Raw genomic sequence first — 24,906 nt, 5'->3', positions numbered from 1 at the left:
CCGGCGGCCGAACCGGCCGCGTCCCCCGCCCAGCGCCCGGCGCAGCCCGCGTCGACCGTGGAATCCATGGCCTATGCCGACGACGCCGACGATCTCGACGACGGCGACACCGTCGCCAGCCCGGTGGCGATCAAGCAGCCCAAGCCCGCGCCTAAGGAATCCGGCCGCGAGCAGCGCGAGGCCCAGGGCGCATTCGATTTCGTGAAGACCGGCGGCTTCGCGCTGCCCGAACTGGCCATGCTGGCCAAGCCCAAGCCGCGCGCCTCGCAGTTCGACGAAGGCGCCCTGCGCCAGAACGCCCAGCTGCTGGAAAGCGTGCTGGCCGAATTCGGCGTGCGCGGCACCATCGACCAGATCCGCCCCGGCCCGGTGGTCACGCTCTACGAACTGGTGCCGGCGGCCGGGGTGAAGTCGGCCCGCGTCGTGGCCCTGGCCGACGACATCGCCCGCTCGATGTCGGTCGCCGCCTGCCGCGTCAGCGTCGTGCCCGGCCGCAACGCCATCGGCATCGAACTGCCGAACGCGCGGCGCGAGACCGTCTATCTGCGCGACCTGCTGGCCAGTTCGGAGTACGAGCGCTCGACCCAGGCCCTGCCGATGGCGCTGGGCGAGAACATCGGCGGCGAGCCCTATATCGCCGACCTGTCGAAGATGCCCCACCTGCTGATCGCCGGCACCACCGGCTCGGGCAAGTCAGTCGGCGTCAACGCGATGATCCTGTCGATCCTGTACCGGCTGCCGCCGGACCAGTGCCGGTTCATCATGATCGACCCCAAGATGCTGGAACTGTCGGTCTATGACGGCATCCCGCACCTGCTGGCCCCGGTCGTCACCGACCCGAAGAAGGCCATCGTCGCGCTGAAGTGGACGGTCCGCGAGATGGAGGACCGCTACCGGCTGATGTCGAAGATCGGGGTGCGCAACGTCGCCTCGTACAACGAGCGCGCCAAGGAAGCGGCCGCCAAGGGCGAGCACTTCGAGCGCACCGTGCAGACCGGCTTCGACGACAGCGGCCGGCCGATCTACGAGAGCGAGCGGATCGACCCAAAACCGATGCCCTACCTGGTGGTGGTGATCGACGAGGTCGCCGACCTGATGCTGGTCGCCGGCAAGGACGTGGAAGGCGCGGTGCAGCGCCTGGCCCAGATGGCGCGCGCCGCCGGCATCCACCTGGTCATGGCGACGCAACGCCCGTCGGTCGACGTCATCACCGGCACCATCAAGGCCAATTTCCCGACCCGGATCTCTTTCCAGGTCACCTCGAAAATCGACAGCCGCACCATCCTCGGCGAGCAGGGCGCCGAGCAGCTGCTGGGCCAGGGCGACATGCTCTACATGGCCGGCGGCGGCCGCATCACCCGCCTGCACGGGCCGTTCGTGTCCGACGGCGAGGTCGAGGCGGTGGCCAAGTTCCTGCGCGACCAGGGCGAACCGCAGTACCTGGAGGACGTCACCGCCGGCGGCGACGACGAGGACGGCGGCGGCGAGGCCTTCGGCGACGAGGGCGGCGGATCGGGCGACGACCTCTATGACCGCGCCGTGGCCGTGGTCACCCGCGATCGCAAGGCCTCGACCAGCTACGTCCAGCGCCGGCTGCAGATCGGCTACAACCGCGCCGCCTCGCTGATCGAGCGGATGGAGAACGAGGGCGTGGTCAGCCCCGCCAACCATGCCGGCAAGCGCGAGGTGCTGGTCGGCGCGCCGCCGTAGTGCTTCTCCCTCCCCCCGAGGGGAGGGGAAAAGGGACGGTCTTCACCCCACCGCCGCAGCCACCGCCGCGCCGAGCTCGCCTGGGAACACCCCGCTCATGCCTTCGATGGCGGTGTTGGTCAGGGCCACGACCGTCGTCTCGCGGTCTGGGACGATCTGCCAGGAGTGGCCGTAGACCCCGCCCCAGCTGACCGTGCCCTGGCGCAGCGGCGAGCCGGCCGCAGCCGGGTCCTTCAGCACCGCCCCGGCGTAGCCGAAGCCCCAGCCGGGCCCGTGGGTGGTGACTGTCAACTCGCCGATCTGGTTGCTGAGCATGGATGCGGCCGAGTCCTGCGACAGGACCGGCCCGCCGCCGGTGCGGACCGCCTCCAGCAGCTTCAGCACGTCGCCCGCCGTGCCGACCATGCCGGCGCCGCCGGACGGGAACGAGGCCGGCCGCGTGGCGCGGGCCGGCGAATAGCGGATGCCGGACAGCTCGAAGAACGGCGAGACGTCCGGCTCCTGCATCGGGCGCGGCGGCCGGCCGTCGATATAGGGGGTGGCGAGCTGACCCGCGCTATCGACATAGAAGCCGCTGGCGCTCATGCCGAGCGGGCGCAGGATCAGCTCGTCGACCAGCTGCGGCAAGGGTTTGCCGACCGCCTGCTCCATGACCGCGCCCAGGACATCAAGGCCGACCGAGTAGTTCCAGGCCGCGCCGGGCGGGAAGAACAGCTCGATCTTGCCCAGCCGGGCCAGGTTGTCGGCCATTGCACGGTCGGGCAGGTCGAGGCCGTCGGAGACCCCCGCCGCCAGATAGGGGCCGCCGTCAGGCTGCAGGAAGCCGTAGCTGAGCCCGCTGGTGTGGCTCAGCAGCTGGCCGACGGTGATCTCAGCGGGCGCGCCGCCTGGGCCCGGGGGCCGGAAGTCCGGCAGCCAGCGGCTGACCGGAGCGTCGAGCGCCAGATCGCCGCGCTCGACCATCGCCAGGGCCGCGGCGGCGACGATCGGCTTGGTCACCGAGGCCAGGCGGAAGACCGTCTCCAGCGCCATCGGCAGGCCGCGTTCGCGATCGGCGTCGCCGGCGGCGCGGGCGTAGACGAGGTCGCCGCCGCGGGCGACGAGCACCACCGTCCCGACGATCCGCTGGTCGGACAGCGCCCGGTCGATGACGTCGTCGAGGCTGGCGTCGAGGTTGTGAGTCATGGCGCGCTCCATCCGGTTTCCAGATCAGATGGACGGCGCAGCTTGCAGCGCAAGCCTGCCGTGGCGTCAGCTCCCGGTCGACGCGCAAAGAAAAGGCCGGGGCGGCGAACCGCCCCGGCCAACTTGTCTGAAAGGCCCGACGCTACTCGGCGGCCTGGGCCTGGGCGCCGAGGCGGCGGCCGAGGGCGGCGTGCTGGTCCCAGAGGGCCTTAGGCAGGCGATCGCCGAATTTCTCGTAGAATTCGGGGATCAGGGCGGCTTCCTCGGTCCAGACTTCAGCGTCGACCGACAGCAGGGTGTCGAGCGCGGCCGGATCGATCGAGATGCCGGACAGGTCGAGCGAGTCCTTGCTCGGCACGCGGCCGATCGGAGTGTCGACGGCCTGGGCCTCGCCCTCGAGACGGCCGACGATCCACTTCAGGACGCGGGCGTTCTCGCCATAGCCCGGCCACAGGAACTTGCCGTCGGCGCCCTTGCGGAACCAGTTGACGAAGTAGATGCGCGGCAGCTTGGCGGCGTCGGCGCCGGCGCCGACCTTCAGCCAGTGGCCGAAATAGTCGCCCATGTTGTAGCCGCAGAACGGCAGCATCGCGAACGGATCGCGGCGCAGCTCGCCGACCTTGTTCTCGGCTGCGGCGGTGCCTTCCGAGGCGACGTTGGCGGCCAGGAACACGCCGTGCTCCCAGTCGAAGGCCTCGGTCACCAGCGGCACCGCGCTCGCACGACGTCCGCCGAACAGGATCGCCGAGATCGGCACGCCGGCCGGATCGTCCCACTCGCCGGCGATCACCGGGCATTGGTCGGCCGGCACGGCGAAGCGGGCGTTCGGGTGGGCGGCGGGCTCGCCGAGCTCGGGCGACCAAGCCCGGCCCTTCCAGTCGGTCAGGCCTTCGGGCGGCGTATCGGTCAGGCCTTCCCACCAGACGTCGCCGTCGGCGGTCAGGGCCACGTTGGTGAAGACGGTGTTGGCGTGCAGGGCGTCGACCGCGTTCTTGTTGGTCGCAACGCCGGTGCCCGGGGCCACGCCGAAGAAGCCCGCCTCCGGATTGATCGCATAGAGGCGGCCGTCGTCGCCGAAGCGCATCCAGCAGATGTCGTCGCCGACGGTCTCGGCCTTCCAGCCGGGGATGGTCGGCTGCAGCATCGCCATGTTGGTCTTGCCGCAGGCGCTGGGGAAGGCGGCGGCGACGTAGCGGACCTGCCCTTGCGGCGAGGTCAGCTTGAGGATCAGCATGTGCTCGGCCAGCCAGCCCTCGTCACGGGCCATCACCGAGGCGATGCGCAGCGCGTAGCACTTCTTGCCCAGCAGCGCGTTGCCGCCATAGCCCGAGCCATAGGACCAGATCTCGCGGCTCTCGGGGAAGTGAACGATGTACTTCTCTTCGTTGCAGGGCCACGGCACGTCGGCCTGGCCGGCCGCGAGCGGCGCGCCGACGGTGTGCAGGGCGGGGACGAAGAAGCCGTCGTCGCCGAGCATGTCGAGCGCGCCCTTGCCCATCCGGGTCATCACCCGCATCGAGATGGCGACATAGGCGCTGTCGGTGATCTCGACGCCCAGGGCGGAGATCTTCGAACCGAGCGGGCCCATGCAGAACGGCACGACGTACATGGTGCGGCCACGCATGGCGCCCTTGAACAGGCCCTGCAGCTTGGTCCGCATTTCCTGCGGGTCGAGCCAATTGTTGGTCGGGCCGGCGTCGGCCGGATCCTGCGAGCAGATGAAGGTGCGGCTCTCGACCCGGGCCACGTCGCGCGGGTCCGAGGCGGCGTAGAAGCTGTTGGGCCGCTTCTGCGGATTGAGCGGCTTGAGCGTCCCCGACTTCACCAGCTCGGCGGTGAGGGCGTTCCACTCCGCGTCGGAGCCGTCGCACCAATGGACCCGGTCGGGCTGGGTGAGTTCAGCGACTTCACGTACCCAGGCCAGGAGTCCGGCATGTTTGGTCGGGGCCTCGTCGAGACCCGGAATGGCCAAGCCCATCAGGCTGCGCCCCTTATGTTACCCACGCGTCATCGCCGGCCACGGAGACCCTCTGGCGGGGTCGCTCAGGCGGCCGACGGCCCGGTGATATGTACGATTTTTGACGCGCACAAGCTTGCTGCACTGCGGAATCGCTCCGGAGCGGGTGAAATGTCGCCTGCCTGGGGTAAGTTTTTGCTCACAATCAGGTGGGCGCAACCAAGCGCCAGCTTCGCCGTTCTTGCGCCCTAATGAGGCCCACGGCGCCGTATAGAAGGCTCGCCGAAACTGGAGTTCGCCCTCGCATGACCCGACTGACCCGCCGCGCCCTGGCGCTGGGCCTGGCCGCCCTGCCCCTCCCCGCCCTGGCCCAGCGCGCGCCCGCCGCGCCGCTGTCGGCAGCGGACAAGGCGCTGGTCGATCGCGCCGCGGCCTATCTGGAGGGCCTGACCGAGGCCAAGGGCCGGTTCGTGCAGACCGACGCGCGCGGGGCGATGACCCAGGGCTCGCTCTATCTGAAGCGCCCGGGCAAGGCGCGCTTCGAGTACGACAAGCCCTCCGGCCTGCTGGTGGTCTCGGACGGCGGCAATGTCTCGATTGCGGACTCGCGGCTGAAGACCTTCGACGCCTACCCGCTGATGGCCACGCCGCTTTCGATCTTCCTGGCCCGCCAGATCCGGCTCGACCGCGGGATCAACGTCACCCGCGTCGCACGGCTGACGGACGGCTTTTCGATCACCGCCCGCGACGCCAAGAAGCAGGCCGAGGGACAGATCACCCTCACCTTCTCGGACGGCCCGCTGGCGCTGGTCGGCTGGACGGTCACCGACGCGCAGGGCTCGTCCACGCGCATCCGCCTGACCAGCCTGACCAAGACCAGCGGCCTGGCCCCGTCGCTGTTCGTCCTCAAGGACCCGCGCCCGAAGAGCGTCGGCCGCGGCAAAATGTGACACATTCACAACAGGCAAGATGCCGCGTGATTTTTGATTGACTTTTTATCGCCGCGAGTGGCATTAATGACACTATTGGGTTCGCGCGATCGCGACCCCATTCCGTGCCGGACCCTATCCCCTCCCGGCGGCGGCATGAGAGACACACTTTACGCCCGGGCTTCTCCAGTGCCCGGGCGTTTCTTTTTGCCCGAAGCCCCTTAGAAACCCGTCCATGCGCCTTCGCCTCTCCACCTGGAACGTCAACTCCGTGCGCCTGCGGGCCGAGCAAGTGGCCCGCTTCGTCGACGAGCAGGCCCCTGACGTGCTGTGCATGCAGGAGATCAAGTGCCAGGAGGGCGAGTTCCCGCGCGCCGCCTTCGAGGCGGCCGGCCTGCCGCACATCAAGATCGCCGGCCAGAAGGGCTGGCATGGAGTGGCCATCGCCTCGCGGCTGCCGATCGAGGACGCCGCGCCGCTGGACGTCTGCCGAGAGGGTCATGCCCGCTGCGTCGGGGGCAAGGTGGCCGGGGTCGAGATCCGGAACTTCTACATCCCGGCCGGCGGCGACATCCCCGACCGCGAGCTCAATCCGAAGTTCGACCACAAGCTCGACTTCTTCGAGAAGCTGACCGCCGAGATGGCGCGCCGCGACCCTAAGGCGCCGCTGGCCATTGTCGGCGACCTGAACGTCGCGCCCGGCGAGTTCGACGTCTGGAGCCACAAGCAGATGTCGAAGATCGTCAGCCACACGCCGATCGAGCTGGAGGCGTTCGCCAAGCTGAAGGCCAGCCTCGACTTCATCGACCTGCCGCGCGCGGCGATCCCCGAGCCGGAAAAGCTGTTCTCGTGGTGGAGCTATCGGGCGGCCGATTTCCGCAAGTCCAACCGCGGGCTGCGGCTCGACCACATCCTGGTGACGCCCGGCCTGAAGGACGCGGCCTTCCACACCGGCAAGGCCGCCTCGCGGGTGCACGACGACGTGCGCGAGTGGGAACGCCCCAGCGACCATGCGCCGGTCAGCGCCGACTTCGCGGTCTAGAACTTCGCCGGAACCTTGGGGATCACGCAGGTCGGCACGCCGTCGCGCGTGGCCACCGTCGCCGGCCGGCCGACGCCCGGCGCGAAATAGAAGGCGCCCTTGCCGGTGGTCACCACCAGCTGGGCCGGGCCGCTGAACTGGCAGACCGGGACAAAGTCGTTCCCCGCCCCGCCGGCCTTGACGATGCTGCAGTCGGCATGGCCGTAGCGGCGATCATAGCGGATGTCGTTGGTGATGAAGCCGTGCTGGGCCTTGGCGCCGCGGGCGGCGTACTCGTCCTTGGTCAGCACGGCGCAGGGCTCGCCCTCAAGCGCGCCGGCCGGCAGGCTGGCCGTGGACTCGGCGATGACCGTAGCCCGGCGCAGGTGCGAGCCGACCGCCACCACGATCACCCCCACCACCACTGCGCCGATCAGCATCAGCGGAAAGGCGCGCGCGACCGTCCACTTTTTCTTCGCCACGCGCCGCCGCCCCCTAAGTCCGCCCTAAGGCGCCAGTCGATAGCCGCCGGCCTCAGTCAGCAGCAGGCGCGCGTTGCCCGGGTCGGGCTCGATCTTCTGGCGCAGGCGATAGACGTGGGTTTCCAGCGTGTGGGTGGTGACCCCGGCGTTGTAGCCCCAGACCTCGGCCAGCAGCTCCTCGCGCGAGACCGGCTTTTCGCCGGCGCGGTAGAGGTACTTCAGGATGTTGGTCTCTTTTTCGGTGAGCCGGATCTTCTTCTGGTTGGCGTCGACCAGCATCTTGGCCGAGGGCCGGAACTCGTAGGCGCCGAGATGGAACACCGCGCCCTCCGACTGTTCGGCGCTGCGCAGCTGGGCGCGGATGCGCGCCAGCAGCACCTGGAACTTGAAGGGCTTGGTCACATAGTCGTTGGCGCCGGCCTCCAGGCCGGAGATCTGGTCGTCGTCGGCGGCGGCCGCCGTGAGCATGATGATCGGGGCGACGACGCCCTTGGCGCGCATCTGGCGGCAGGCCTCGCGGCCGTTCATGTCGGGCAGGTCGACATCGAGCAGGATGAGATCGGGGCGGTTCTCGACCGCCGCCTTCACCCCATCGCCGGCGGTCGCCGCCTCGATGGCCGAGAAGTCCTCGGAGAGTTGGAGTTGTTCGGCGATCGCGCCGCGGAGTTCTTCGTTGTCGTCGACGACGAGCAAGGTCTTGCGTTGAGCCATGGACCCGAACATGCACCGTATCGCCCTAAAGAGCCAACCGCGGGAGTTCCCTTAAGTCATGATCTTCACGGCGATGTCAGATGGAAGCTTCCGCCTGGACGGACGCATCACCCGTTGCGCGCTGGGAAAAGGCGGGGTGATCGCGGCCGCCGACAAGCGCGAGGGCGACGGCAAGTCGCCGCTCGGGACCTGGGGCATCCGCCGGGTGCTGTTCCGGCCCGACAAGGGCGGCCCCCCGCAGACGCGGCTGCCGACCAAGGCGCTGGAACGCGACGACGGCTGGTGCGATGCGCCGGGCGATCCGGCCTACAACCGGGCGGTCAAGCTGCCGCATCCGGCCAGCGCCGAGCAGATGTGGCGCGAGGACGACGTCTACGACCTGGTCTGCATCCTGGCCCACAACGACGACCCGCCGGTTCCGGGGCTGGGCTCGGCGATCTTCCTGCACCTAGCCCGCCCCGGCTACGCGCCGACCGAAGGCTGCGTGGCGCTGTCGCGCGAGGACATGCTGGAACTGCTGTCGCTAGCCAAGCTGGGCGACGCCGTCGCCATCGAACAGGTCTAGCCGCGGGCGCCGAACAGGGCCGAGCCGACCCGCACGCTGGTGGCCCCGAAGCGGATCGCGGTCTCGAAGTCGTCGCTCATGCCCATTGAGAGCTTCGCAACGCCGTTGCGGGCGGCGATCTTGGCCAGCAGCGCGAAGTGCGGGCCCGGCGGCTCGGCGGCTGGCGGAATGCACATCAGCCCCTCGACCTGCAGGCCATAGGTCGTGCGGCAGGCGGCGATGAAGGCGTCCGCCTCGGCCGGGACGACGCCGGCCTTCTGCTGCTCCTCGCCGGTGTTGACCTGGACGTAGAGCCGCGGCGTGCGGCCTTGCTTCTGGATTTCCTCGGCCAGGGCGCGGGCCAGTTTCTCGCGGTCGAGGCTCTCGATCACCTCGAAGAACGCCACCGCCTCCTTGGCCTTGTTCGACTGCAGCGGCCCGATCAGCCGCAACTCGAGCGCCTCCTGGCGACCTGACCAGCGCTCCATCGCCTCCTGAACCCGGTTCTCGCCGAACACCGACTGGCCCGCCGCCAGGATCGGCGCCACCTTCTCCCAGGGCTGTTGCTTGGAGACGGCCACCAGGGTCACGTCGCCCGCACGCCGGCCGGACGCCTTCGCCGCGCGCGCGATCCGGTCTAGGACGTCGGTGAGGGCGGGAGGAACGGTCATCGCGGCGAACTTCTGGACAGTGACGAGAACGGCCCAAGCCATAGGTCGCCGCGCGGCCGGGCGAAAGCCCCCGCTGCCGCCGCTGCTGTTCTTCACCGATCCGGGCCGCACGCCCGACATCGAGGCGGCCGCCTGGCGGCTGCCGCGGGGATCGGCGATCGTCTTCCGCGCTTTCGGGGCGCCGGACGCCGAGCTACGCGCCCGACGGCTGGCCCAGATCGCCGCCGAGCGCGGCCTGATGCTGCTGATCGGGGCCGACGCCGGGCTGGCGGCGCAGGTCGGGGCCCACGGCGTCCATCTTCCGGAGCGGTTGGCGGGGCGGGCCCGGCGCATCCGGCGCACGGGCTGGATCGTCACGGCGGCGGCGCACAGCCTGTCGGCGGCCCGACACGGCCTGGCGTCCGGCGCCGACGCCGTGGTGGTCTCGGCGGTCTTTCCGTCAAGCAGTCCCTCGGCCGGGGCGCCGATCGGCCCCCTGCGCCTGGCGCAGCTGGCCCGCGCCGCCGGCGGCCCGGTCTATGCGCTGGGCGGCGTCAACGACAAAACAGCCCGCCGGCTGCTGCCTGCGGGCCTGGTCGGTCTGGCGGCTGTGGAAGCCCTTAGAACTTGAAGGCGGTCTCGAGCCGGACGCGCGGCGCAGATTCCTGCGGCTCGGTCTTCTTGTAGGCCGGCGCTTCCTTTTCACCGAGGGCGACGGCGCCCCCGACCCGGAGGCTCGGCGTGACCCGGAAATAGGCCCCGGCCTCGACGTCGTTCCACTGGGTGTCGCGCTCGCCCCGCTGTTCGAGATTGAGCGTGACCCCCCAGCGCCCCTTGCGCGTGTCCCACTTCAGCGACTTGTTCCCTTGCGGGGTCGTGGAAGTCTCGCTGCGCACGGTGAAATCGGCGGTCTTGCCCTTCGCGCCCGGAGCCGCGCTCGACTGGGCATGCGCCGCCGAAGCGCCGCTCACGAGGAGCGCCGCGCCGATCAACGAAATGACCAACCGCTTGGACATAACCACCTATATGGCCCCTTAGCCCCGACCACGCCACTTGGAGACGTGACCGTTGCCGCGATTAAAGTCCGCCGAGACGTCAGGTCAACCGACTCCAAGGGCCGGTTGCACGCTCCGCAGGCAGATCGTCGGCAGCTGTGGCGGCTGAGACACGCGATTCCTGTTTGGCGGTTCCACGGGCATTGTTATAGAGGGCGCGGCTGCGAGGGGGCGGCGCCGCGGCGCGAACCGACGCGGAAGAACGACTAGGAGCCGATATATGCCGTTTGTGCGCGGTGAGTTGATGCGTGGCGTGACGACCGGAGCCTTGGTGCTGAGCCTCACGGCGCTGGCAGCGTGCTCGAGCGGCGGTCCCCGGACCTTCCAGACCCAGGAGCCAGGCGGCTTCAGTGTGTTTGGACTGGGCGGCGACAAGAAGTCTGCTCCGGCCAATGCGAACCAGCCCGCGATCGGGGTGAACGGTTACCTGTGGCGGGCGACGCTGGACACCCTGTCCTTCATGCCGCTGGCCTCGGCCGACCCGTACGGCGGCGTGGTGATCACCGACTGGTACGTGAACCCGGAAAAGCCGGACGAGCGCTTCAAGTGCACCGTCTACATCCTGGATTCGCGCCTGCGCGCCGACGGCCTGAACGTGGCGGTCTTCAAGCAGGTCAAGGATGCGGCCGGGAACTGGACCGACGCGCCGTCGGCCGGCCAGACCGAAACCGACCTGGAAAACGCGATCCTTACCAAGGCGCGGCAGCTTCGGCTGTCGAACATCGGCTAAGGCCCTTTCGGGGCGCATTCAGCAAGGGTGGAAACCGGTTCGGATGCGCTCCCTCCCCAGGGCCAGCGCCATCCGCCGCTGGCCGACATCCTACTACTGAATTCGAGAGCCCTCCCCATGGCCCGCTACAACCCGAAAGAGACCGAGCCCAAGTGGCGTAAGGCCTGGGCGGACGCTGACGTGTTCCGGGCCGGTCCCCCGACGCCGGGCGTGCCGAAGTACTACGCCCTGGAGATGTTCCCCTATCCGTCGGGGCGTCTGCACATGGGCCATGTGCGCAACTACTCGCTGGGCGACGTGGTGGCCCGCTACAAGCGCGCCCGCGGCTTCAACGTGCTGCACCCGATGGGTTGGGACGCCTTCGGCCTGCCGGCCGAGAACGCGGCCATGGAGCGCGGCGTCGATCCGCGCGGCTGGACCTACGACAACATCGCCAAGATGCGGGCCGAGCTGAAGGAGCTGGGCCTGTCGATCGACTGGTCGCGCGAGTTCGCGACCTGCGACGCGGCCTACTACGGCAAGCAGCAGGACTGGTTCCTGGACCTGTGGAAGCGCGGCCTGGTCTACCGCAAGGAAAGCATCGTCAACTGGGATCCGGTCGACCAGACCGTGCTGGCCAACGAGCAGGTCGTCGACGGCCGCGGCTGGCGCTCCGGCGCGGTGGTCGAAAAGCGCAAGCTGAACCAGTGGTTCCTGCGCATCACCGACTACGCCGAGGAGCTCATCGAGGGTCTGAAGACCCTGGATCGCTGGCCGGACAAGGTCCGGCTGATGCAAGAAAACTGGATCGGCCGCTCCAAGGGGCTGAAGTTCAACTTCGGCTGGACCGGCGAGGCCCCGAAAGGCTTCGAGAACGGGCTGGAGGTCTACACCACCCGTCCCGACACCCTGTACGGCGCGAGCTTCGTCGGCATCGCCCCGGACCATCCGCTGGCCGAGCAGCTGGCCGCCGACCCGAAGGTCGCCGCCTTCATCGCCGAATGCCGCAAGGGCGGGGCCTCGGAGGCGGAGATCGAGACCGCCGAGAAGATCGGCTTCGACACCGGCCTGACCGTCGCCCACCCATTCGACCCGAACTGGCGGCTGCCGGTCTGGATCGCCAACTTCATCCTCATGGACTACGGTACCGGCGCGATCTTCGCCTGCCCGGCCCACGATCAGCGCGATCTGGATTTCGCCCGCAAGTACGGCCTGCCGGTCAAGGCCGTGGTGCTGCCGCCAGGCGAAGATGCGGCCGCCTTCGAAATCGGCGACGAGGCCTATACCGGCCCCGGCACGATCTTCCACTCGGACTTCCTGGATGGCCTGGAGATCGAACCGGCCAAGGCCGCGGCGATCGCCAGGATCGAGGCCCAGAACCAGGGCAAGGGCGCGACTGTGTTCCGCCTGCGCGACTGGGGCGTCGCGCGCCAGCGCGGTTGGGGTTGCCCGATTCCGGTCGTCCACTGCGCCAAGTGCGGGGTGGTCCCGCTGCCCAAGGACCAGCTGCCGGTCGTGCTGCCTGACGACATGGACTTCTCCAAGCCCGGCAACGCCCTGGCGCGGCACCCGACCTGGAAGAACGCCAGCTGCCCGCAGTGCGGCGGCGAGGCGACCCGCGAGACCGACACCCTCGACACCTTCGTCGACAGCTCCTGGTACTTCGCGCGGTTCGCCGACACCGAGACCAGCGAACCGATCGACAAGGCCGCGGCCGATTACTGGCTGCCGGTCGACCAGTATGTCGGCGGCATCGAGCACGCCGTGCTGCACCTGCTGTACGCCCGCTTCGTGACCCGCGCCCTGGCCGACGAGGGCATGCTGTCGGTGCGCGAGCCGTTCGCCGGCCTGTTCACCCAGGGCATGGTCACCCACGAGACCTATCGCCGGCAAAGCGGCGAATGGGTCGAACCGAGGGAAATCGAACTGCTGGCGGAAGGCGGGACCCGCCGCGCCGTCATGGTCGAGACCGGCGAGCCCCTGGTGATCGGCGACGTCGAGAAGATGTCGAAGTCCAAGCGCAACACCGTCGCGCCCGAGGAGATCTTCGAGGTCTACGGCGTCGACGCCGCGCGCCTGTTCGTGCTGTCCGACAGTCCGCCGGAGCGCGACACCCAGTGGTCGGCCGCCGGGGTCGACGGCGCCTGGCGCTTCGTCAACCGCGTCTGGAACGAGTTCGACAGCCAGCCGGCCGGTCCGGCGCCGGCCCCCTCCCCGGACCCGAAGGCCGACGAGCTGCGCGCCTTTACCCATCGCACCATCAAGGCGGTGACCGAGGCGGTGGAGACCTTCCGGTTCAACTCCGGGATCGCCCGAATGTACGAATTCCTGAATAAACTCAAGGAATTCCCGGCCGACAAGGCGACGGCGCCGGTGTTGGCTGCGCGCCATGAGGCCCTGTCGGCGTTCGCGCGCCTGATCTCGCCGTTCACCCCGCACCTGGCCGAGGAAGCCTGGGCGCGGATCGGCGGCGACGGCATGGTGGTCTCCGCCCCCTGGCCCGATTTCGACGCCGCCCTGACCCAGGACGCGGTCAAGGTCCTGCCCGTCCAGGTGAACGGCAAGCGGCGCGGCGAGATTTCGGTCGCCGCCGGTCTCGAACCGGCCGATGTTGAGAAGATCGTGCTTGACGATCCGGAGATCGCGCGGCGCCTTGAGGGCCTGGCGATCAAGAAGGTGATCGTCGTGAAGGACCGCATCATCAACATCGTGGCCGGGTGACCTGCATGAACCGCGTCGTTGCTTCCGCCCTCATCGCCGCCGGGGCCCTAACCCTGGCCGGCTGCGGGTTTACCCCGCTCTACGGCGATCCGGCGGTGACGGCGCAGCTGCACTCGGTGCAGGTGACCACCCCGCCCGGCCGCACCGGGCAGCTGATCCGCGAACACCTGGACGACGCCCTGGCCAACGCCAAGGGTCAGGCGCCGAAGTACCGCATGGACCTGGCCCTGTCGGAGACCCGCTATCCGCGCGGCCTGCGGGTCGACAATGTGGCCACCCGCTACGAGTACGTGCTGACCGCCAACTATACCGTGGTCTCAGTCACCTCCGGCGCGCCGGTCAAGAAGGGCTCGACCCGCGCCCAGGTCACCTATGACAGCGCCGACCAGCCCTATGCCTCGATCACCGCCCAGCAGGACGCCCAGGACCGCGCCGCGGCCGAGTGCGCACGCCTGATCCAGCTGGAGTTGGCCGCCTGGCTGGCGGCGCAGGGTAAATCGTAAGGATTTCAAGGCCGTGATCCTTTCCAAGCGGCCCGACATCGAGCGCTTTCTGGCCCGGCCGGAACCGCCGATCCGGGCGGCCGTGATCTATGGGCGCGACACCGGCGTGGTCCGCGACCGCGGCCTGCAGCTGGCGCGCAAGCTCGTTCCCAACCTCGACGACCCGTTCGACGTCGCACTGCTGACCGACGGCGACCTCGATTCCGACGGCGCCCGGCTGGAAGGCGAACTCGCCGCGCAGTCGCTGATGGGCGGCCGACGGCTGGTGCGACTGCGCTTCGCGACCGAAAAGACCGCCCTCGACAAGCAGGTCGCCGAGACGCTCGTCGCTCATGCCGAGGGCAAGCTGAACCCCGACGCCTTCTTCATCGTCGAGGCCGGCAACCTCGGCCGCGACTCCGCCCTGCGCAAGGCCGCCGAGAAGGCCGCCGAAGCCGTCGCCATCCCCTGCTACGAGGACGAGCCAGGCGACGTCGCGCGGCTGGTGCGCGAGGTGCTGGCCCAGGACGGGGTCGGCCTCGACGCCCAGGCCCTGCAGCTGTTCGTCGGGCGCCTGCCCAAGGAGCGCGGCGTCGCGCGCCAGGAGATCGAACGCCTGGCCCTCTACCTGGAGCCGGGCAGCGGCCGGACCGCCGCGCCGCGGGACCTGGACGACTTCCTCGGGGTGGAGCCAGAGGCCTCGCTCTCCGACGCCGCCGCCGACGCCTTCGGCGGCAAGCTGGCCGAAGCCCAGGCCGGCCTGCGCCGCGCCGCCGCCGAGGGCGAGGCCGGGGCCGCCGCGATCCGGGCGATCAGCATGTATCTCGGCCGGATGCGCCGCACTCTGACCCTGGCCAAGAACGGTGCTGGCCTGCAGGAGGCCGCCAAGGCCTCAGGCGTTTTCTGGAAGCAGGAGCGCGAGTTCCTGCGACAGGCCCGCAGCTGGTCGCTGGCCGAGCTCGACCGGCTGCAGCCCGACGTGCTCGCCGCCGACAAGGCCTGCAAGACCGCCGGCTCGCCCGACAGCCTGATCGCCGAGCGACTGGCCCTGACCATCGCCGGCCGCGCGCGCCGCCTGGGCCTCTAAATGGCCAGTTTTGAAATCGCCGCTGTGGCGCGCGAAGCCTCGTCTCGCCGTATCTCAGGACGCCCGCGTCGCGAGAACGCGAATTCCGATTTCACGCCCTTTTAAATCAATGACTTAGAGCTCAGGCTCGCGCGGTCAGTTTGCGGCACAGTTCGTCGAGCTGTTCGAGCGTCGCGTACTTGATCCGCAGCTCGCCGACTCCGCCCTTGTCGAGCACTTCGACGTCAAGGCCGAGCGCGTCGGCGAGGTCGACCTCGAGCGCCTGCGTGTCGGTGTCCTTGGCCGCCTTCTTCGAGCCCGACTTCGGACGGCTGGCGGCCGGTGCGCCGCCACGTGCCAGCACCTCGGCCTCCCGCACTGACAGGCCGCCGGCGATGATGCGCTCGGCCAGCGCGACGGGATCGTCGGCGGTCAGGATGGCCCGGGCGTGACCAGCCGAGAGCTTGCCCTCCAGCACATAGTTCCGCACCGGCTCCGGCAGGTTCATCAGCCGCAGGGTGTTGGCCACGTGGCTGCGGCTCTTGCCGATGCTTTCGGCGACCTCTTCCTGGGTGCGGCCGAACTTCTCGATCAAGGTCTGATAGGCGGCGCCCTCTTCGATCGGGTTCAGGTTGGCCCGCTGAACGTTCTCGATGACGCCGATCTCGAGCACCTGGACATCGTCCAACTCGCGGACCAGCACCGGCATGACCCGCAGGCCGGCCTTCTGGCTGGCGCGCCAGCGGCGTTCGCCTGCGACGATCTCCCACTCGCCTGGCAGGCCGGGAGCGGGCCGCACGAGGATCGGCTGCAGCACGCCCTTCTCGCGGATCGAGCTGGCCAGCTCCTCGACCTCGGCCTCGGTGAACACCCAGCGCGGCTGGTGCTCGTTGCGGTGGATCAGCTCGATGGGGATCTCGCGGACGCCGGAGATCTCCTCGGCCGGGGCCCCCGCCACCACCTTGGCCTCGTCAACATCGCCCAGCAGGGCCGACAGGCCGCGGCCCAATCCACGCTTCTCGACCATCATATTTCCTTACGCCGCCTTCTTGCGGCGATCGCGTTCCCGCAGCACGACCTCGCGCGCCAGCTTCAGATAGGCCTGCGAGCCCGTGCACTTCAGATCATAGACCAGCACCGGCTTGCCATAGCTGGGCGCCTCGGAGACCCGCACGTTGCGCGGGATGACCGTGTTGTAGACCGTCTCGCCGAAGTGCCCCCGGACATCGCGAGCGACCTGTTCCGACAGGCTGTTGCGGCGGTCGTACATGGTCAGCACCACCCCCTGGATCTCCAGGTTCGGGTTCAGGCTGCCGCGCACCAGGTCGACCGTGCGCAGCAGCTGGGTCAGGCCTTCGAGGGCGAAGAACTCGCATTGCAGCGGCACCAGCACCGCGTCCGAGGCGGCCATGGCGTTGACAGTCAGCAGGTTCAGCGACGGCGGGCAGTCGATCAGCACGTAGGTGTACTCGCCCGACGCGCGGATCGGCTCCAGCGCGTCGCGCAGCTTGAACGAGCGGCGGGCCTGTTGGCCCAGCTCCAGCTCGACGCCGGACAGGTCCGGGTCGGCGGCGACCAGGTCGAGGCCTGGCAGGGCGGTGTGGACCACCGCCGAGACGATCGGCTGCTCGCCCATCAGTACGTCGTAGAGCGTGACCTTGCGCTGGGCGCGGCCGACGCCGAGGCCGGTCGAGGCGTTGCCCTGGGGATCGGAGTCGATCAGCAGCACCTTCTCGCCAACGGCCGCCAGCGCGGTGCCGAGGTTGATGGCCGTGGTGGTCTTGCCCACCCCGCCCTTCTGGTTGGCGACCACCAGGACACGCAGACCTTGCTTAGCTTTTCCGGCCACGGCCGAGCCTCCTCACACGCACGATCCGGCCTCTGGCGTCGCTCAAGCTGGGCGCCACGTCCGCCTCGAAATCCCAGGTCCTCGCCGCGTCTTCGAGTTCGGACGCAACCTCCTGCCCCTTCAGGAACAGCGCCTGCGCGCCTCGCTTGAAGTAGGGCTGGGCATACCCCAGCAGCCGCGACAGAGGCGCGCAAGCCCGGGCCGTGACGATATCCACAGTCAGCGACAAGTCTTCCGCACGTGAATTGTGAACCGTCGCCGGCAGCTGCAAGCCGGTCACCACCTCGTTCAGGAACCGGCAGCGTTTCGTCAAGCTGTCGACCAGGTGCACGTGAAAGCCGGGACGGTCTTTTCCCATGATCGCCAACACGATGCCGGGAAGTCCTGCGCCGGTTCCAAGATCAGCCCAGGTCAGGGCGTCGGGCGCCAGGGGCAGGATCTGCGCCGAATCCCAGGCGTGCCGCGACCAGAAGACATCGAGCGTCGCGGGGCCGACGAGGTTCATCTTCTCGTTCCACTCGGCCAGGTATGACCGGTAGCGCTCGAGATCGGCGATGGCGTGGGGGCTGGCGCCCGTGGCGGCCGCGAAGGCGGCGGCGTCATTCACGTCTTGGGTCATGCGATCAGGCGGCGCGACGACGAACGTGGGCCAGCAGGGCCGTGAGCGCGCCGGGCGTGACGCCTTCGATCCGCGCGGCCTGGCCGAGGGTCAGCGGGCGGACGGCGATCAGCTTCTCGCGCACCTCGTTGGAGAGCCCGCCGACGCCGGCATAGTCGAGGTCGGCCGGCAAGCGCAGGTTCTCGTCGCGGCGGAAGGCGGCGGCGTCGGCGGCCTGGCGATCGAGGTAGCCGGCGTAGGCGGCGTCGATCTCGAGCTGTTCGCGCACCACCGGCGACCATTCGGCGGCCTCCGGGAACACGCGGGCCAGGTCGTCGAAGCCGATGGTGGGGTAGGCGAGCAGCTGCACGAAGTCGCGCATCACGCCGTCGGCCTTGACCGGCAGGCCGGCCTTCTGGGCCATGTTCGGAGACAGGATCAACTCCCCTGCCCGCTGGCGCGCGCGGGCCAGTTCGGCCGCCTTGGCGAGGTACGACGTTTCACGTGAAACACCGACGACGCCCAAGGCCATACCGCGCGCGGTCAGCCGCTGGTCGGCGTTGTCGGCGCGCAGGGTCAGGCGGAACTCCGCCCGGCTGGTGAACATCCGATAGGGCTCGGTGACGCCGCGCGTGGTCAGGTCGTCGATCAGCACGCCGATATAGGCCTCGTCGCGACCGAAGGCGGCCGCGTCCTGGCCCGAGGCGGCGCGGGCGGCGTTGAGGCCGGCGACCAGCCCCTGGGCCCCCGCCTCCTCATAGCCCGTCGTGCCGTTGATCTGGCCGGCCAGATAGAGGCCCGGCAGCTTCTTCACTTCCAGGGTCGGATAGAGCTCGCGCGGATCGACGTAGTCGTACTCGATCGCGTAGCCGTAGCGCTTCACCCGGACATTCTCGAGGCCGGGGATGGTGCGCAGGAACAGGTCCTGGGTCTCGCTCGAGACCGAGGTCGAGATGCCGTTCGGATAGACGGTGTCGTCGTCCAGGCCCTCGGGCTCCAGGAAGATCTGGTGGCTGTCCTTGTCGCCGAAGCGGACGACCTTGTCCTCGATCGACGGGCAGTAACGCGGGCCCCGGCCGTTGATGCGGCCGCCATAGACCGCCGACTCGGTCAGCCGCTCGGCGATGATCTGGTGGGTCTGGGCGTTGGTGTAGGTCACCCCGCAGGAGATCTGCGGCACGGTGATCTTGTCGGTCAGGAACGAGAACGGCGCCGGCTCGTCGTCGGCGGCCTGCATTTCCAGGCCGTCCCAGGCGATCGTCGAGCCGTCGAGCCGCGCCGGCGTGCCGGTCTTCAGGCGGCCCATGGTCAGCCCCGAGGCGTAGAGCCGGTCCGAAAGGCCGATGGCCGGCGCGTCGCCGACCCGGCCGGCCGGGACGCGTGTGTCGCCCTGATGGATCAGGCCCTTGAGGAAGGTGCCGGTGGTCAGCACCACGCGGCCGGCCCGGTATTCGGTCCCGGTGGCCCCGACCACGCCCTGGACGACGCCGTCCACGACGATCAGGTCCTCCACCGCCTCGGCCATCACGGTGAGGTTCGGGGTGGCGGCGAGCTCGGCCTGCATCGCCTGGCGATAGAGCTTGCGGTCGATCTGGCTGCGCGGGCCGCGCACCGCCGCCCCCTTGGAGCGGTTGAGCATCCGAAACTGGATACCGGCCTGGTCGGCCAGCCGGCCCATCAGGCCGTCGAGCGCGTCGATCTCACGGACCAGGTGGCCCTTGCCAAGCCCGCCGATGGCGGGGTTGCAGCTCATCTCGCCGATGGTCTCGAGCTTGTGGGTCAGCAGCAGGGTCTTGGCGCCGACGCGCGCGGAAGCCGCAGCAGCCTCGCAGCCGGCGTGCCCTCCCCCGATGATGATGACGTCCCAGGCGCTCAAGCTCGTCTCCACGGAAGACGCCCCCGGGACGGCCGGGGGCGTGATCAGCAGCTATATAGCGAACAAAGGGGGGGTTTTCACGTGGGATTCCGTTAACGCGCGAAGGGGTGTTTCACGTGAAACAGCGATCAGTTCCTCCCCCAACGGGGGAGGCGGATCGACGCAGAGCGTCGAGACGGAGGGGGTCTGCTGACTCAGCAAGCCCCCTCAGTCAGCCGGTCGGCTGACAGCTCCCCCAACGGGGGAGCAATTGGAGGCCGTGTTTCACGTGAAACGGCGGCTATTTGCCGATGCAGAAGCTGGAAAACACACGGTCGAGCACGTCTTCCGGGTCGATCCGCCCGGTGATCCGGTCCAACGCCCGTCCCGCCAGGCGCACGTCCTCCGCCGCCAGCTCCAGGTCGTCGTCCAGCGCCAGGGCTCGGTTAAGCCGCTCAAGCGCCTCGGACAGCAGTTCGCGGTGACGCAGGCGCGTGGCGGTCGGCGGCTCGGCCCCGGCCAGGGCGTCGACCACCCGCTGCTCCAGCGCCTTTTCCAGCGCCGAGATATCGTCAGGTTTCCAGGCCGAGAGTCTAAGAACCTCCACATTCAGCGCCCGGGCCTCGACCAGGGCGTGGCCGGTCTCGGCCCCCTGCCCGAGGTCGGCCTTGTTGATCAAGCAGAGGTCATGCGGATGCAGAGCCGGGACGGTGGCGGCCGCGTCGCTGGCGCCGTCGACCACCCAGATCCGCAGATCGGCCTCATCGGCCCAGGCCCGGGCCCGGCGCACGCCCTCTGCCTCGATCTCGTCGTGAGTGTCGCGCAGGCCGGCGGTGTCGGCGAGCAGCGCCTTGTATCCGGCCAGCCGCATCGGCACCTCGATGACGTCGCGGGTCGTGCCGGGCGTGGCGGTGACGATCGCCGCCTCCCGCCCGGCCAGGGCGTTGAGGATAGTGCTCTTGCCGGCGTTGGGGGCCCCAACCAGGGCGACCCGGAATCCTTCACGGACCCGCTCGCCGCGTTTCACGCCGGCGACGGCGTGCTCCAGCTCGGCGATCAGGCTCTGCAGCGCGGGCCGGGCCCGGGCGGCGACATCGGCGGGCACCTCCTCGTCCGGGAAATCGACGGCGGCCTCGAACATGGCCAGCGCCTCGATCAACCCGTCGCGCCAGCGGGTCTGGGCCTGGCCGAGCGCACCGCCCAGTTGGTCCAGCGCCTGGCGGGCCTGGGCCTCGGTCTCGGCCTCGATCAGATCGGCGACCCCCTCGGCCTGGGCCAGGTCGAGCTTGCCGTTCTCGAAGGCCCGGCGGGTGAACTCTCCGGGTTCGGCCAGCCGCAGCCCCTGGGCGGCGATCGCCTCCAAGAGCCCGGCGACCACGGCCGGGCCGCCGTGCACGTGAAACTCGGCGGCGTCCTCGCCGGTATAGCTGGCCGGTCCTTCGAACCAGAGCACCAGGGCCTGATCGAGGGCGCGCCCGTCCCCGTCGCGCAGAGTGCGCAGCACCGCTTCGCGCGGTCGGGGCAGCTTGCCGGCCAGGGCCTTCAGCGCCGCGCCGGTCGCCGGTCCCGACAGCCGCACGACCGCGACCGCCGATCGCCCGGCGGCGGTGGCGGGCGCAAAGATGGTGTCGGTCATTTGGAGCGGGCGGCGCCCATGCCGACGTCGACCGCGGCGTTCATCAGGTTGCGGAACTGCTCCTGCGCCCCAACCCCAAACGCGGTCCAGTTCTTGATCAGCTCGTCTGGCGACAGCATCGCCATGTTCGCCGTCATGCGTTTCTGCATCTCTTCGACCAGTTTGTCGTTGAGACCGGACACGTCCGGAAGACCGAGGAAGGCGCGGGCCTCCTGGGGCGAGCAGTCGATTTCAATCGTCATCTTCATTCGGATAACCCTACAGCCGACGTGATGCTTGACCACATCGTTATGAGCGCAGCCGGGGCGTCCGCGCCATCCCTATCCAGCCGGGCTCGATAGGGACCACTCGTAAAAGTGAGCGCGCGGCGGTCGCCGAAACCGGTATCCACTCTCGGCTGCCGCGCGCTAGTAGCGCGCAGGGCCTAAAGTTTTCTGAGACGGGAGTTACCGATGGGTGAGACCACCACCATCAAGACCGACGACGGCCAGTTCGCCGCTTACGTGGCGCGACCGGGCAATCCGAAGGCGCCGGCCATAGTGGTCATCCAGGAGATCTTCGGCGTGAACGCGGTGATGCGCGGCGTCTGCGACGAGCTGGCCGCGGCCGGCTTCCTGGCGGTCTGTCCCGACCTGTTCTGGCGGATCGAACCGGGGATCGACATCACCGACCAGTCCGAGGCCGAATGGAAGAAGGCCTTTGAACTGTACAACGCCTTCGACGTCGAGGCCGGGGTGAAGGACATCGCCGCGACCATCGACCATGTGCGCGCGCTGCCCGAGGTCAACGGCAAGGTCGGAGCGGTCGGTTTCTGCCTGGGCGGCCTGCTGGCCTATCTGACGGCGACCCGCACGGACGCGGACGCGTCGGTCGCCTACTACGGCGTCGGTATCGAGAAGCACCTGGTCGAGAGCGAGAAGCAGGCCCATCCGCTGCTGATGCACATCGCCGAGGAAGACCAGTTCGTGCCGAAGGAAGCCCAGGCCCTGATCCTCGCCCAGTTGAAGAACCATCCGCAGGTCGAGATCTTCACCTATCCCGGCCGCGACCACGCCTTCGCCCGCGAGGGCGGCGAGCACTATGACGCCGCCGACGCCAAGCTGGCGGGCGGCCGCACGCTGGCGTTCTTCAATCAACACCTGGCCTGAGAGGCAACGATGAAAGCGATCCGTATCGAGCGCACCGGCGGGCCCGAGGTGCTTGAACTGGTGGAGGTGGAGGTCCCCTCCCCCAAGGCCGGGGAAATCCTGGTGCGGCATGAGGCGGTGGGGGTGAACTTCATCGACACCTACCACCGCACCGGCCTCTATCCGGTGAAGCTGCCGTCGGGCCTCGGGCTGGAGGCCGCCGGGGTGGTGGAGGCGGTGGGCGACGGCGTCGAGCGCTTCAAGGCCGGCGACCGCGTGGCCTACGCCTCCGGACCCATCGGCGCCTATTCGGAGCTGCACGTCACCAACGCCGCCCGGGCGGTGAAGGCGCCCGAAGGCGTCGACATCAAGGTCGCGGCCGCAGCGCTGCTGAAAGGTATGACCGCCGAGTTCCTGGTTCGGCGCACATTCCCCGTGAAGGCCGGCGACACCATCCTGGTGCACGCGGCGGCCGGCGGCGTCGGCTCGATCCTGGTCCAGTGGGCCAAACACCTGGGGGCGCGGGTGATCGGCACCGCCGGGTCCGAAGCCAAGGCCGAACTGGCTCGCGGCCACGGCGCCGACCACGTCATCCTCTATCGCGATCAGGACGTCGCCGCCGAGGTCCGGCGGCTGACCGACGGCCGGGGCGTGCCGGTGGCCTATGACTCGGTCGGAGCCGCGACCTTCGAGGGCACCCTGGGAAGCCTGGCGCGGCGCGGGATGTTCGTCTCGTTCGGCAACGCCTCGGGACCTGTGCCGCCGTTCGCGCCGCTGCGGCTGTCGCAGGCCGGCTCGCTGTTCTTCACCCGCCCGACGATGTTCGACTACACGGCGACGACAGAGGAGCTGGACGAGAGCGCCGGCGCCCTGTTCGACGTGATCAAGTCCGGCGCGGTGAAGATCGACATCGGCCAGACCTTCGCACTGGGCGACGCCCGCAGGGCGCACGAGGCCCTGGAGGGCCGCGAGACGGTCGGGGCTAGTTTACTGATCCCGTAGGGGTCTTCCGTCCCCGCGGCGCGCAGCGGGGCGACACCCCGGGACAATACCGGGTGTTCCACGTGAAACATGTTTAGAGTCAGTTAGTTGGCTCAAAACAAAGGGGCCCGCGTCGCCGCGAGCCCCTTTTTCGTGTCCGCTAAGGCGTGACGCCCTAGGTGTTCATCGACTGGAAGAAGTCTTCGTTGTTCTTCGACTGGCGGAGCTTGTCGAGCAGGAACTCGATCGCGTCCTGGGCGCCCATCGGAGTGATGATGCGGCGCAGGATGAACGACTTCTGCAAGTGCTCCTTCGGGGTGATGAGATCTTCCTTGCGGGTGCCCGACTTGATGACGTCGACGGCGGGGTAGATCCGCTTGTCGGCGACCTTGCGGTCCAGGATGATTTCCGAGTTACCGGTGCCCTTGAACTCTTCGAAGATGACTTCGTCCATCCGGCTGCCGGTGTCGATCAGGGCGGTGGCGATGATGGTCAGCGAGCCGCCTTCTTCGATGTTCCGCGCCGCGCCGAAGAAGCGCTTGGGGCGCTGCAGGGCGTTGGCGTCGACACCGCCGGTCAGCACCTTGCCCGACGACGGGACGACGGTGTTGTACGCGCGGCCGAGACGGGTGACCGAGTCCAGCAGGATGACCACGTCGCGCTTGTGCTCGACCAGGCGCTTGGCCTTTTCGATGACCATTTCGGCGACCTGCACGTGGCGGGTGGCCGGCTCGTCGAAGGTCGAGGACACCACCTCGCCGCGGACGGTGCGGCGCATGTCGGTGACTTCTTCCGGGCGCTCGTCGATCAGGAGGACGATCAGATAGCACTCGGGGTGGTTGGTCTCGATCGACTTGGCGATGTTCTGCAGCATCACCGTCTTACCGACCCGCGGCGGAGCGGTGATCAGGCAGCGCTGGCCCTTGCCGAGCGGGGCGACGATGTCGATGACCCGGCCGGTGCGGTCCTTCAGGGTCGGGTCCTCGATCTCCATCTTCAGACGCTGGTCCGGATAGAGCGGCGTCAAGTTGTCGAACAGGACCTTGTGGCGGACGTTTTCCGGCGCTTCGAAATTGATCTGGTCGACGCTGACCAGGGCGAAATAGCGCTCGCCCTCACGCGGGGCGCGGATGCCGCCGTCGACGGTGTCGCCGGTGCGCAGGCCGAACTTCCGGATCTGCGAGGGGCTGACATAGATGTCGTCGGGGCCGGAGAGGTAGTTGGCTTCCGGGCTGCGCAGGTAGCCGAAGCCGTCCTGCATGACCTCCAGCGTGCCGGAGCCGGAGATCTGCACGCCTTCCTCGGCCAGGGCCTTGAGGATCGCGAACATCATGTCCTGCTTGCGCATGGAGTTCGCGTTCTCGATCTCCAGCGTCTCGGCGAAGGACAGCAGGTCGGCGGGCGACTTGTCCTTCAGCTCCTGCAGCGACATGCGGGTGAGGCCCATGGCGGCGATCGCTGCGGCGACCTCCGAGGGGCCCTCGTCTTCTTCGTCCTCGGCCTCGGCGCCGGCTTCGACCTGGGCGTCCTCGAGGACCGGGGTTTCCACGTTTTCGACCGGGGTTTCCTCGGTCGGGGCGGGGGTGTCTTGGCTCATGATATTACTCTGATGGTCCCAGGCGGGGGCCGAACGGACTT

General features: G+C 69.0%; 24 protein-coding genes. 11 read left to right on the top strand and 13 right to left on the bottom strand.

Annotated features, from left to right (window positions below; translation table 11 throughout):
* The coding region (locus OUA97_RS06485; RefSeq protein ID WP_267231004.1) for a DNA translocase FtsK at positions 1-1,710 on the top strand (1,710 nt) is incomplete at its 5' end.
* 42 nt (positions 1,711-1,752) lie between these two features.
* On the opposite strand, the gene OUA97_RS06480 is transcribed toward OUA97_RS06485, so the two are convergent.
* Positions 1,753-2,895: a serine hydrolase domain-containing protein gene (locus OUA97_RS06480; RefSeq protein WP_267231003.1), complete on the bottom strand. Its 1,143-nt coding sequence runs from the start codon at positions 2,893-2,895 to the stop codon at positions 1,753-1,755.
* 142 nt (positions 2,896-3,037) lie between these two features.
* Positions 3,038-4,873 (bottom strand): phosphoenolpyruvate carboxykinase (GTP), encoded by a 1,836-nt coding sequence (locus OUA97_RS06475; protein ID WP_267231002.1) that lies wholly within the window; start codon positions 4,871-4,873, stop codon positions 3,038-3,040.
* Positions 4,874-5,157: 284 nt separating this feature from the next.
* On the opposite strand from OUA97_RS06475, the gene OUA97_RS06470 reads away from it, so the two are divergent.
* Positions 5,158-5,802, top strand: a complete 645-nt coding sequence (locus OUA97_RS06470; protein ID WP_267231001.1) for a LolA family protein — start codon at positions 5,158-5,160, stop codon at positions 5,800-5,802.
* A 214-nt stretch (positions 5,803-6,016) separates the two neighbouring features.
* Complete coding sequence (locus OUA97_RS06465) at positions 6,017-6,823, top strand: exodeoxyribonuclease III (RefSeq protein ID WP_267231000.1); 807 nt, start codon at positions 6,017-6,019, stop codon at positions 6,821-6,823.
* Here the strand turns inward: OUA97_RS06465 and OUA97_RS06460 are convergent.
* Positions 6,820-7,284: a hypothetical protein gene (locus OUA97_RS06460; RefSeq protein WP_267230999.1), complete on the bottom strand. Its 465-nt coding sequence runs from the start codon at positions 7,282-7,284 to the stop codon at positions 6,820-6,822. The two genes, OUA97_RS06465 and OUA97_RS06460, sit on opposite strands and share 4 nt — an antisense overlap.
* 24 nt (positions 7,285-7,308) lie before the next feature.
* Positions 7,309-7,995, bottom strand: coding sequence for a response regulator transcription factor (locus OUA97_RS06455; protein WP_267230998.1), 687 nt, complete (start codon positions 7,993-7,995; stop codon positions 7,309-7,311).
* Between the two features lie 58 nt (positions 7,996-8,053).
* Between OUA97_RS06455 and OUA97_RS06450 the strand changes: the two genes are divergently transcribed.
* Positions 8,054-8,560 carry a L,D-transpeptidase family protein gene (locus tag OUA97_RS06450; RefSeq protein ID WP_267230997.1) on the top strand — a complete coding sequence of 169 codons (507 nt, stop codon included), beginning with the start codon at positions 8,054-8,056 and terminating at the stop codon, positions 8,558-8,560.
* Here the strand turns inward: OUA97_RS06450 and OUA97_RS06445 are convergent.
* Positions 8,557-9,210: a YggS family pyridoxal phosphate-dependent enzyme gene (locus OUA97_RS06445; RefSeq protein ID WP_267230996.1), complete on the bottom strand. Its 654-nt coding sequence runs from the start codon at positions 9,208-9,210 to the stop codon at positions 8,557-8,559. The genes OUA97_RS06450 and OUA97_RS06445 overlap by 4 nt on opposite strands.
* A 19-nt stretch (positions 9,211-9,229) precedes the next feature.
* On the opposite strand from OUA97_RS06445, the gene OUA97_RS06440 reads away from it, so the two are divergent.
* A complete protein-coding gene (locus OUA97_RS06440) occupies positions 9,230-9,820 on the top strand; it encodes a thiamine phosphate synthase (RefSeq protein ID WP_267230995.1) in 591 nt (196 codons plus the stop codon).
* Here OUA97_RS06440 and OUA97_RS06435 read toward each other — a convergent pair.
* Complete coding sequence (locus tag OUA97_RS06435; protein WP_267230994.1) at positions 9,810-10,205, bottom strand: NtrZ family periplasmic regulatory protein; 396 nt, start codon at positions 10,203-10,205, stop codon at positions 9,810-9,812. The two genes, OUA97_RS06440 and OUA97_RS06435, sit on opposite strands and share 11 nt — an antisense overlap.
* A gap of 259 nt (positions 10,206-10,464) precedes the next feature.
* Here OUA97_RS06435 and OUA97_RS06430 point away from each other — a divergent pair, with 259 nt between their 5' ends.
* The 4 genes from OUA97_RS06430 (at position 10,465) to holA (ending at position 15,243) form a co-directional block, all read left to right on the top strand.
* Positions 10,465-10,974, top strand: coding sequence for a DUF3576 domain-containing protein (locus tag OUA97_RS06430; RefSeq protein ID WP_267230993.1), 510 nt, complete (start codon positions 10,465-10,467; stop codon positions 10,972-10,974).
* Between the two features lie 117 nt (positions 10,975-11,091).
* The gene (gene leuS / locus OUA97_RS06425; protein WP_267230992.1) at positions 11,092-13,674 is read left to right on the top strand and encodes a leucine--tRNA ligase; all 2,583 of its coding nucleotides are present in this window, start codon (positions 11,092-11,094) and stop codon (positions 13,672-13,674) included.
* Positions 13,675-13,679: 5 nt separating this feature from the next.
* On the top strand, positions 13,680-14,177 hold the full coding sequence (gene lptE, locus OUA97_RS06420; protein WP_267230991.1) for an LPS assembly lipoprotein LptE: 498 nt from the start codon (positions 13,680-13,682) through the stop codon (positions 14,175-14,177).
* Between the two features lie 13 nt (positions 14,178-14,190).
* Positions 14,191-15,243 carry a DNA polymerase III subunit delta gene (holA, locus tag OUA97_RS06415; protein ID WP_267230990.1) on the top strand — a complete coding sequence of 351 codons (1,053 nt, stop codon included), beginning with the start codon at positions 14,191-14,193 and terminating at the stop codon, positions 15,241-15,243.
* A 121-nt stretch (positions 15,244-15,364) separates the two neighbouring features.
* On the opposite strand, the gene OUA97_RS06410 is transcribed toward holA, so the two are convergent.
* From OUA97_RS06410 to OUA97_RS06385, 6 genes are all read right to left on the bottom strand, one after another.
* Entirely contained in the window at positions 15,365-16,252 is an 888-nt protein-coding gene (locus OUA97_RS06410; RefSeq protein ID WP_267230989.1) for a ParB/RepB/Spo0J family partition protein, read from the bottom strand.
* A 6-nt stretch (positions 16,253-16,258) separates the two neighbouring features.
* Complete coding sequence (locus OUA97_RS06405) at positions 16,259-17,047, bottom strand: ParA family protein (RefSeq protein WP_267231009.1); 789 nt, start codon at positions 17,045-17,047, stop codon at positions 16,259-16,261.
* Between the two features lie 7 nt (positions 17,048-17,054).
* A complete protein-coding gene (gene rsmG, locus OUA97_RS06400; RefSeq protein ID WP_267230988.1) occupies positions 17,055-17,690 on the bottom strand; it encodes a 16S rRNA (guanine(527)-N(7))-methyltransferase RsmG in 636 nt (211 codons plus the stop codon).
* 4 nt (positions 17,691-17,694) lie between these two features.
* Positions 17,695-19,545 (bottom strand): tRNA uridine-5-carboxymethylaminomethyl(34) synthesis enzyme MnmG, encoded by a 1,851-nt coding sequence (gene mnmG / locus OUA97_RS06395; protein WP_267230987.1) that lies wholly within the window; start codon positions 19,543-19,545, stop codon positions 17,695-17,697.
* Positions 19,546-19,825: 280 nt separating this feature from the next.
* Positions 19,826-21,160 carry a tRNA uridine-5-carboxymethylaminomethyl(34) synthesis GTPase MnmE gene (gene mnmE / locus OUA97_RS06390; protein WP_267230986.1) on the bottom strand — a complete coding sequence of 445 codons (1,335 nt, stop codon included), beginning with the start codon at positions 21,158-21,160 and terminating at the stop codon, positions 19,826-19,828.
* Positions 21,157-21,408, bottom strand: coding sequence for a DUF6489 family protein (locus tag OUA97_RS06385; protein WP_267230985.1), 252 nt, complete (start codon positions 21,406-21,408; stop codon positions 21,157-21,159). The genes mnmE and OUA97_RS06385 overlap by 4 nt, the downstream gene beginning before the upstream one ends.
* A 204-nt stretch (positions 21,409-21,612) precedes the next feature.
* Here OUA97_RS06385 and OUA97_RS06380 point away from each other — a divergent pair, with 204 nt between their 5' ends.
* Together OUA97_RS06380 and OUA97_RS06375 are read left to right on the top strand one after the other, a co-directional pair.
* Positions 21,613-22,308 carry a dienelactone hydrolase family protein gene (locus OUA97_RS06380; protein ID WP_267230984.1) on the top strand — a complete coding sequence of 232 codons (696 nt, stop codon included), beginning with the start codon at positions 21,613-21,615 and terminating at the stop codon, positions 22,306-22,308.
* 9 nt (positions 22,309-22,317) lie between these two features.
* Positions 22,318-23,289: a quinone oxidoreductase family protein gene (locus OUA97_RS06375; protein WP_267230983.1), complete on the top strand. Its 972-nt coding sequence runs from the start codon at positions 22,318-22,320 to the stop codon at positions 23,287-23,289.
* A 154-nt stretch (positions 23,290-23,443) separates the two neighbouring features.
* Here the strand turns inward: OUA97_RS06375 and rho are convergent, their stop codons facing one another.
* Positions 23,444-24,865 (bottom strand): transcription termination factor Rho, encoded by a 1,422-nt coding sequence (gene rho / locus OUA97_RS06370; RefSeq protein WP_267230982.1) that lies wholly within the window; start codon positions 24,863-24,865, stop codon positions 23,444-23,446.
* Between the last annotated feature and the right edge of the window lie 41 nt (positions 24,866-24,906).

The sequence above is a fragment of the Phenylobacterium sp. 58.2.17 genome, assembly GCF_026411515.1.
In the GTDB taxonomy this organism is placed as follows: Bacteria; Pseudomonadota; Alphaproteobacteria; order Caulobacterales; family Caulobacteraceae; genus Phenylobacterium.
Note: the sequence above shows the minus strand (reverse complement) of the source record. Positions and strands in the feature narration are given on the sequence as shown.

Bases quoted from the DNA above. Each gene is read 5' to 3' on its own strand.
- rho (WP_267230982.1), bottom strand. From the start codon at position 24,865: ATGAGCCAAGACACCCCCGCCCCGACCGAGGAAACCCCGGTCGAAAAC.
- OUA97_RS06435 (WP_267230994.1), bottom strand. From the start codon at position 10,205: ATGTCCAAGCGGTTGGTCATTTCGTTGATCGGCGCGGCGCTCCTCGTG.
- OUA97_RS06380 (WP_267230984.1), top strand. From the start codon at position 21,613: ATGGGTGAGACCACCACCATCAAGACCGACGACGGCCAGTTCGCCGCT.
- OUA97_RS06445 (WP_267230996.1), bottom strand. From the start codon at position 9,210: ATGACCGTTCCTCCCGCCCTCACCGACGTCCTAGACCGGATCGCGCGC.
- OUA97_RS06430 (WP_267230993.1), top strand. From the start codon at position 10,465: ATGCCGTTTGTGCGCGGTGAGTTGATGCGTGGCGTGACGACCGGAGCC.
- OUA97_RS06410 (WP_267230989.1), bottom strand. From the start codon at position 16,252: ATGATGGTCGAGAAGCGTGGATTGGGCCGCGGCCTGTCGGCCCTGCTG.
- mnmE (WP_267230986.1), bottom strand. From the start codon at position 21,160: ATGACCGACACCATCTTTGCGCCCGCCACCGCCGCCGGGCGATCGGCG.
- OUA97_RS06465 (WP_267231000.1), top strand. From the start codon at position 6,017: ATGCGCCTTCGCCTCTCCACCTGGAACGTCAACTCCGTGCGCCTGCGG.
- leuS (WP_267230992.1), top strand. From the start codon at position 11,092: ATGGCCCGCTACAACCCGAAAGAGACCGAGCCCAAGTGGCGTAAGGCC.
- OUA97_RS06450 (WP_267230997.1), top strand. From the start codon at position 8,054: ATGATCTTCACGGCGATGTCAGATGGAAGCTTCCGCCTGGACGGACGC.
- OUA97_RS06385 (WP_267230985.1), bottom strand. From the start codon at position 21,408: ATGAAGATGACGATTGAAATCGACTGCTCGCCCCAGGAGGCCCGCGCC.
- OUA97_RS06475 (WP_267231002.1), bottom strand. From the start codon at position 4,873: ATGGGCTTGGCCATTCCGGGTCTCGACGAGGCCCCGACCAAACATGCC.
- OUA97_RS06470 (WP_267231001.1), top strand. From the start codon at position 5,158: ATGACCCGACTGACCCGCCGCGCCCTGGCGCTGGGCCTGGCCGCCCTG.
- OUA97_RS06455 (WP_267230998.1), bottom strand. From the start codon at position 7,995: ATGGCTCAACGCAAGACCTTGCTCGTCGTCGACGACAACGAAGAACTC.
- OUA97_RS06480 (WP_267231003.1), bottom strand. From the start codon at position 2,895: ATGACTCACAACCTCGACGCCAGCCTCGACGACGTCATCGACCGGGCG.
- OUA97_RS06375 (WP_267230983.1), top strand. From the start codon at position 22,318: ATGAAAGCGATCCGTATCGAGCGCACCGGCGGGCCCGAGGTGCTTGAA.
- rsmG (WP_267230988.1), bottom strand. From the start codon at position 17,690: ATGACCCAAGACGTGAATGACGCCGCCGCCTTCGCGGCCGCCACGGGC.
- lptE (WP_267230991.1), top strand. From the start codon at position 13,680: ATGAACCGCGTCGTTGCTTCCGCCCTCATCGCCGCCGGGGCCCTAACC.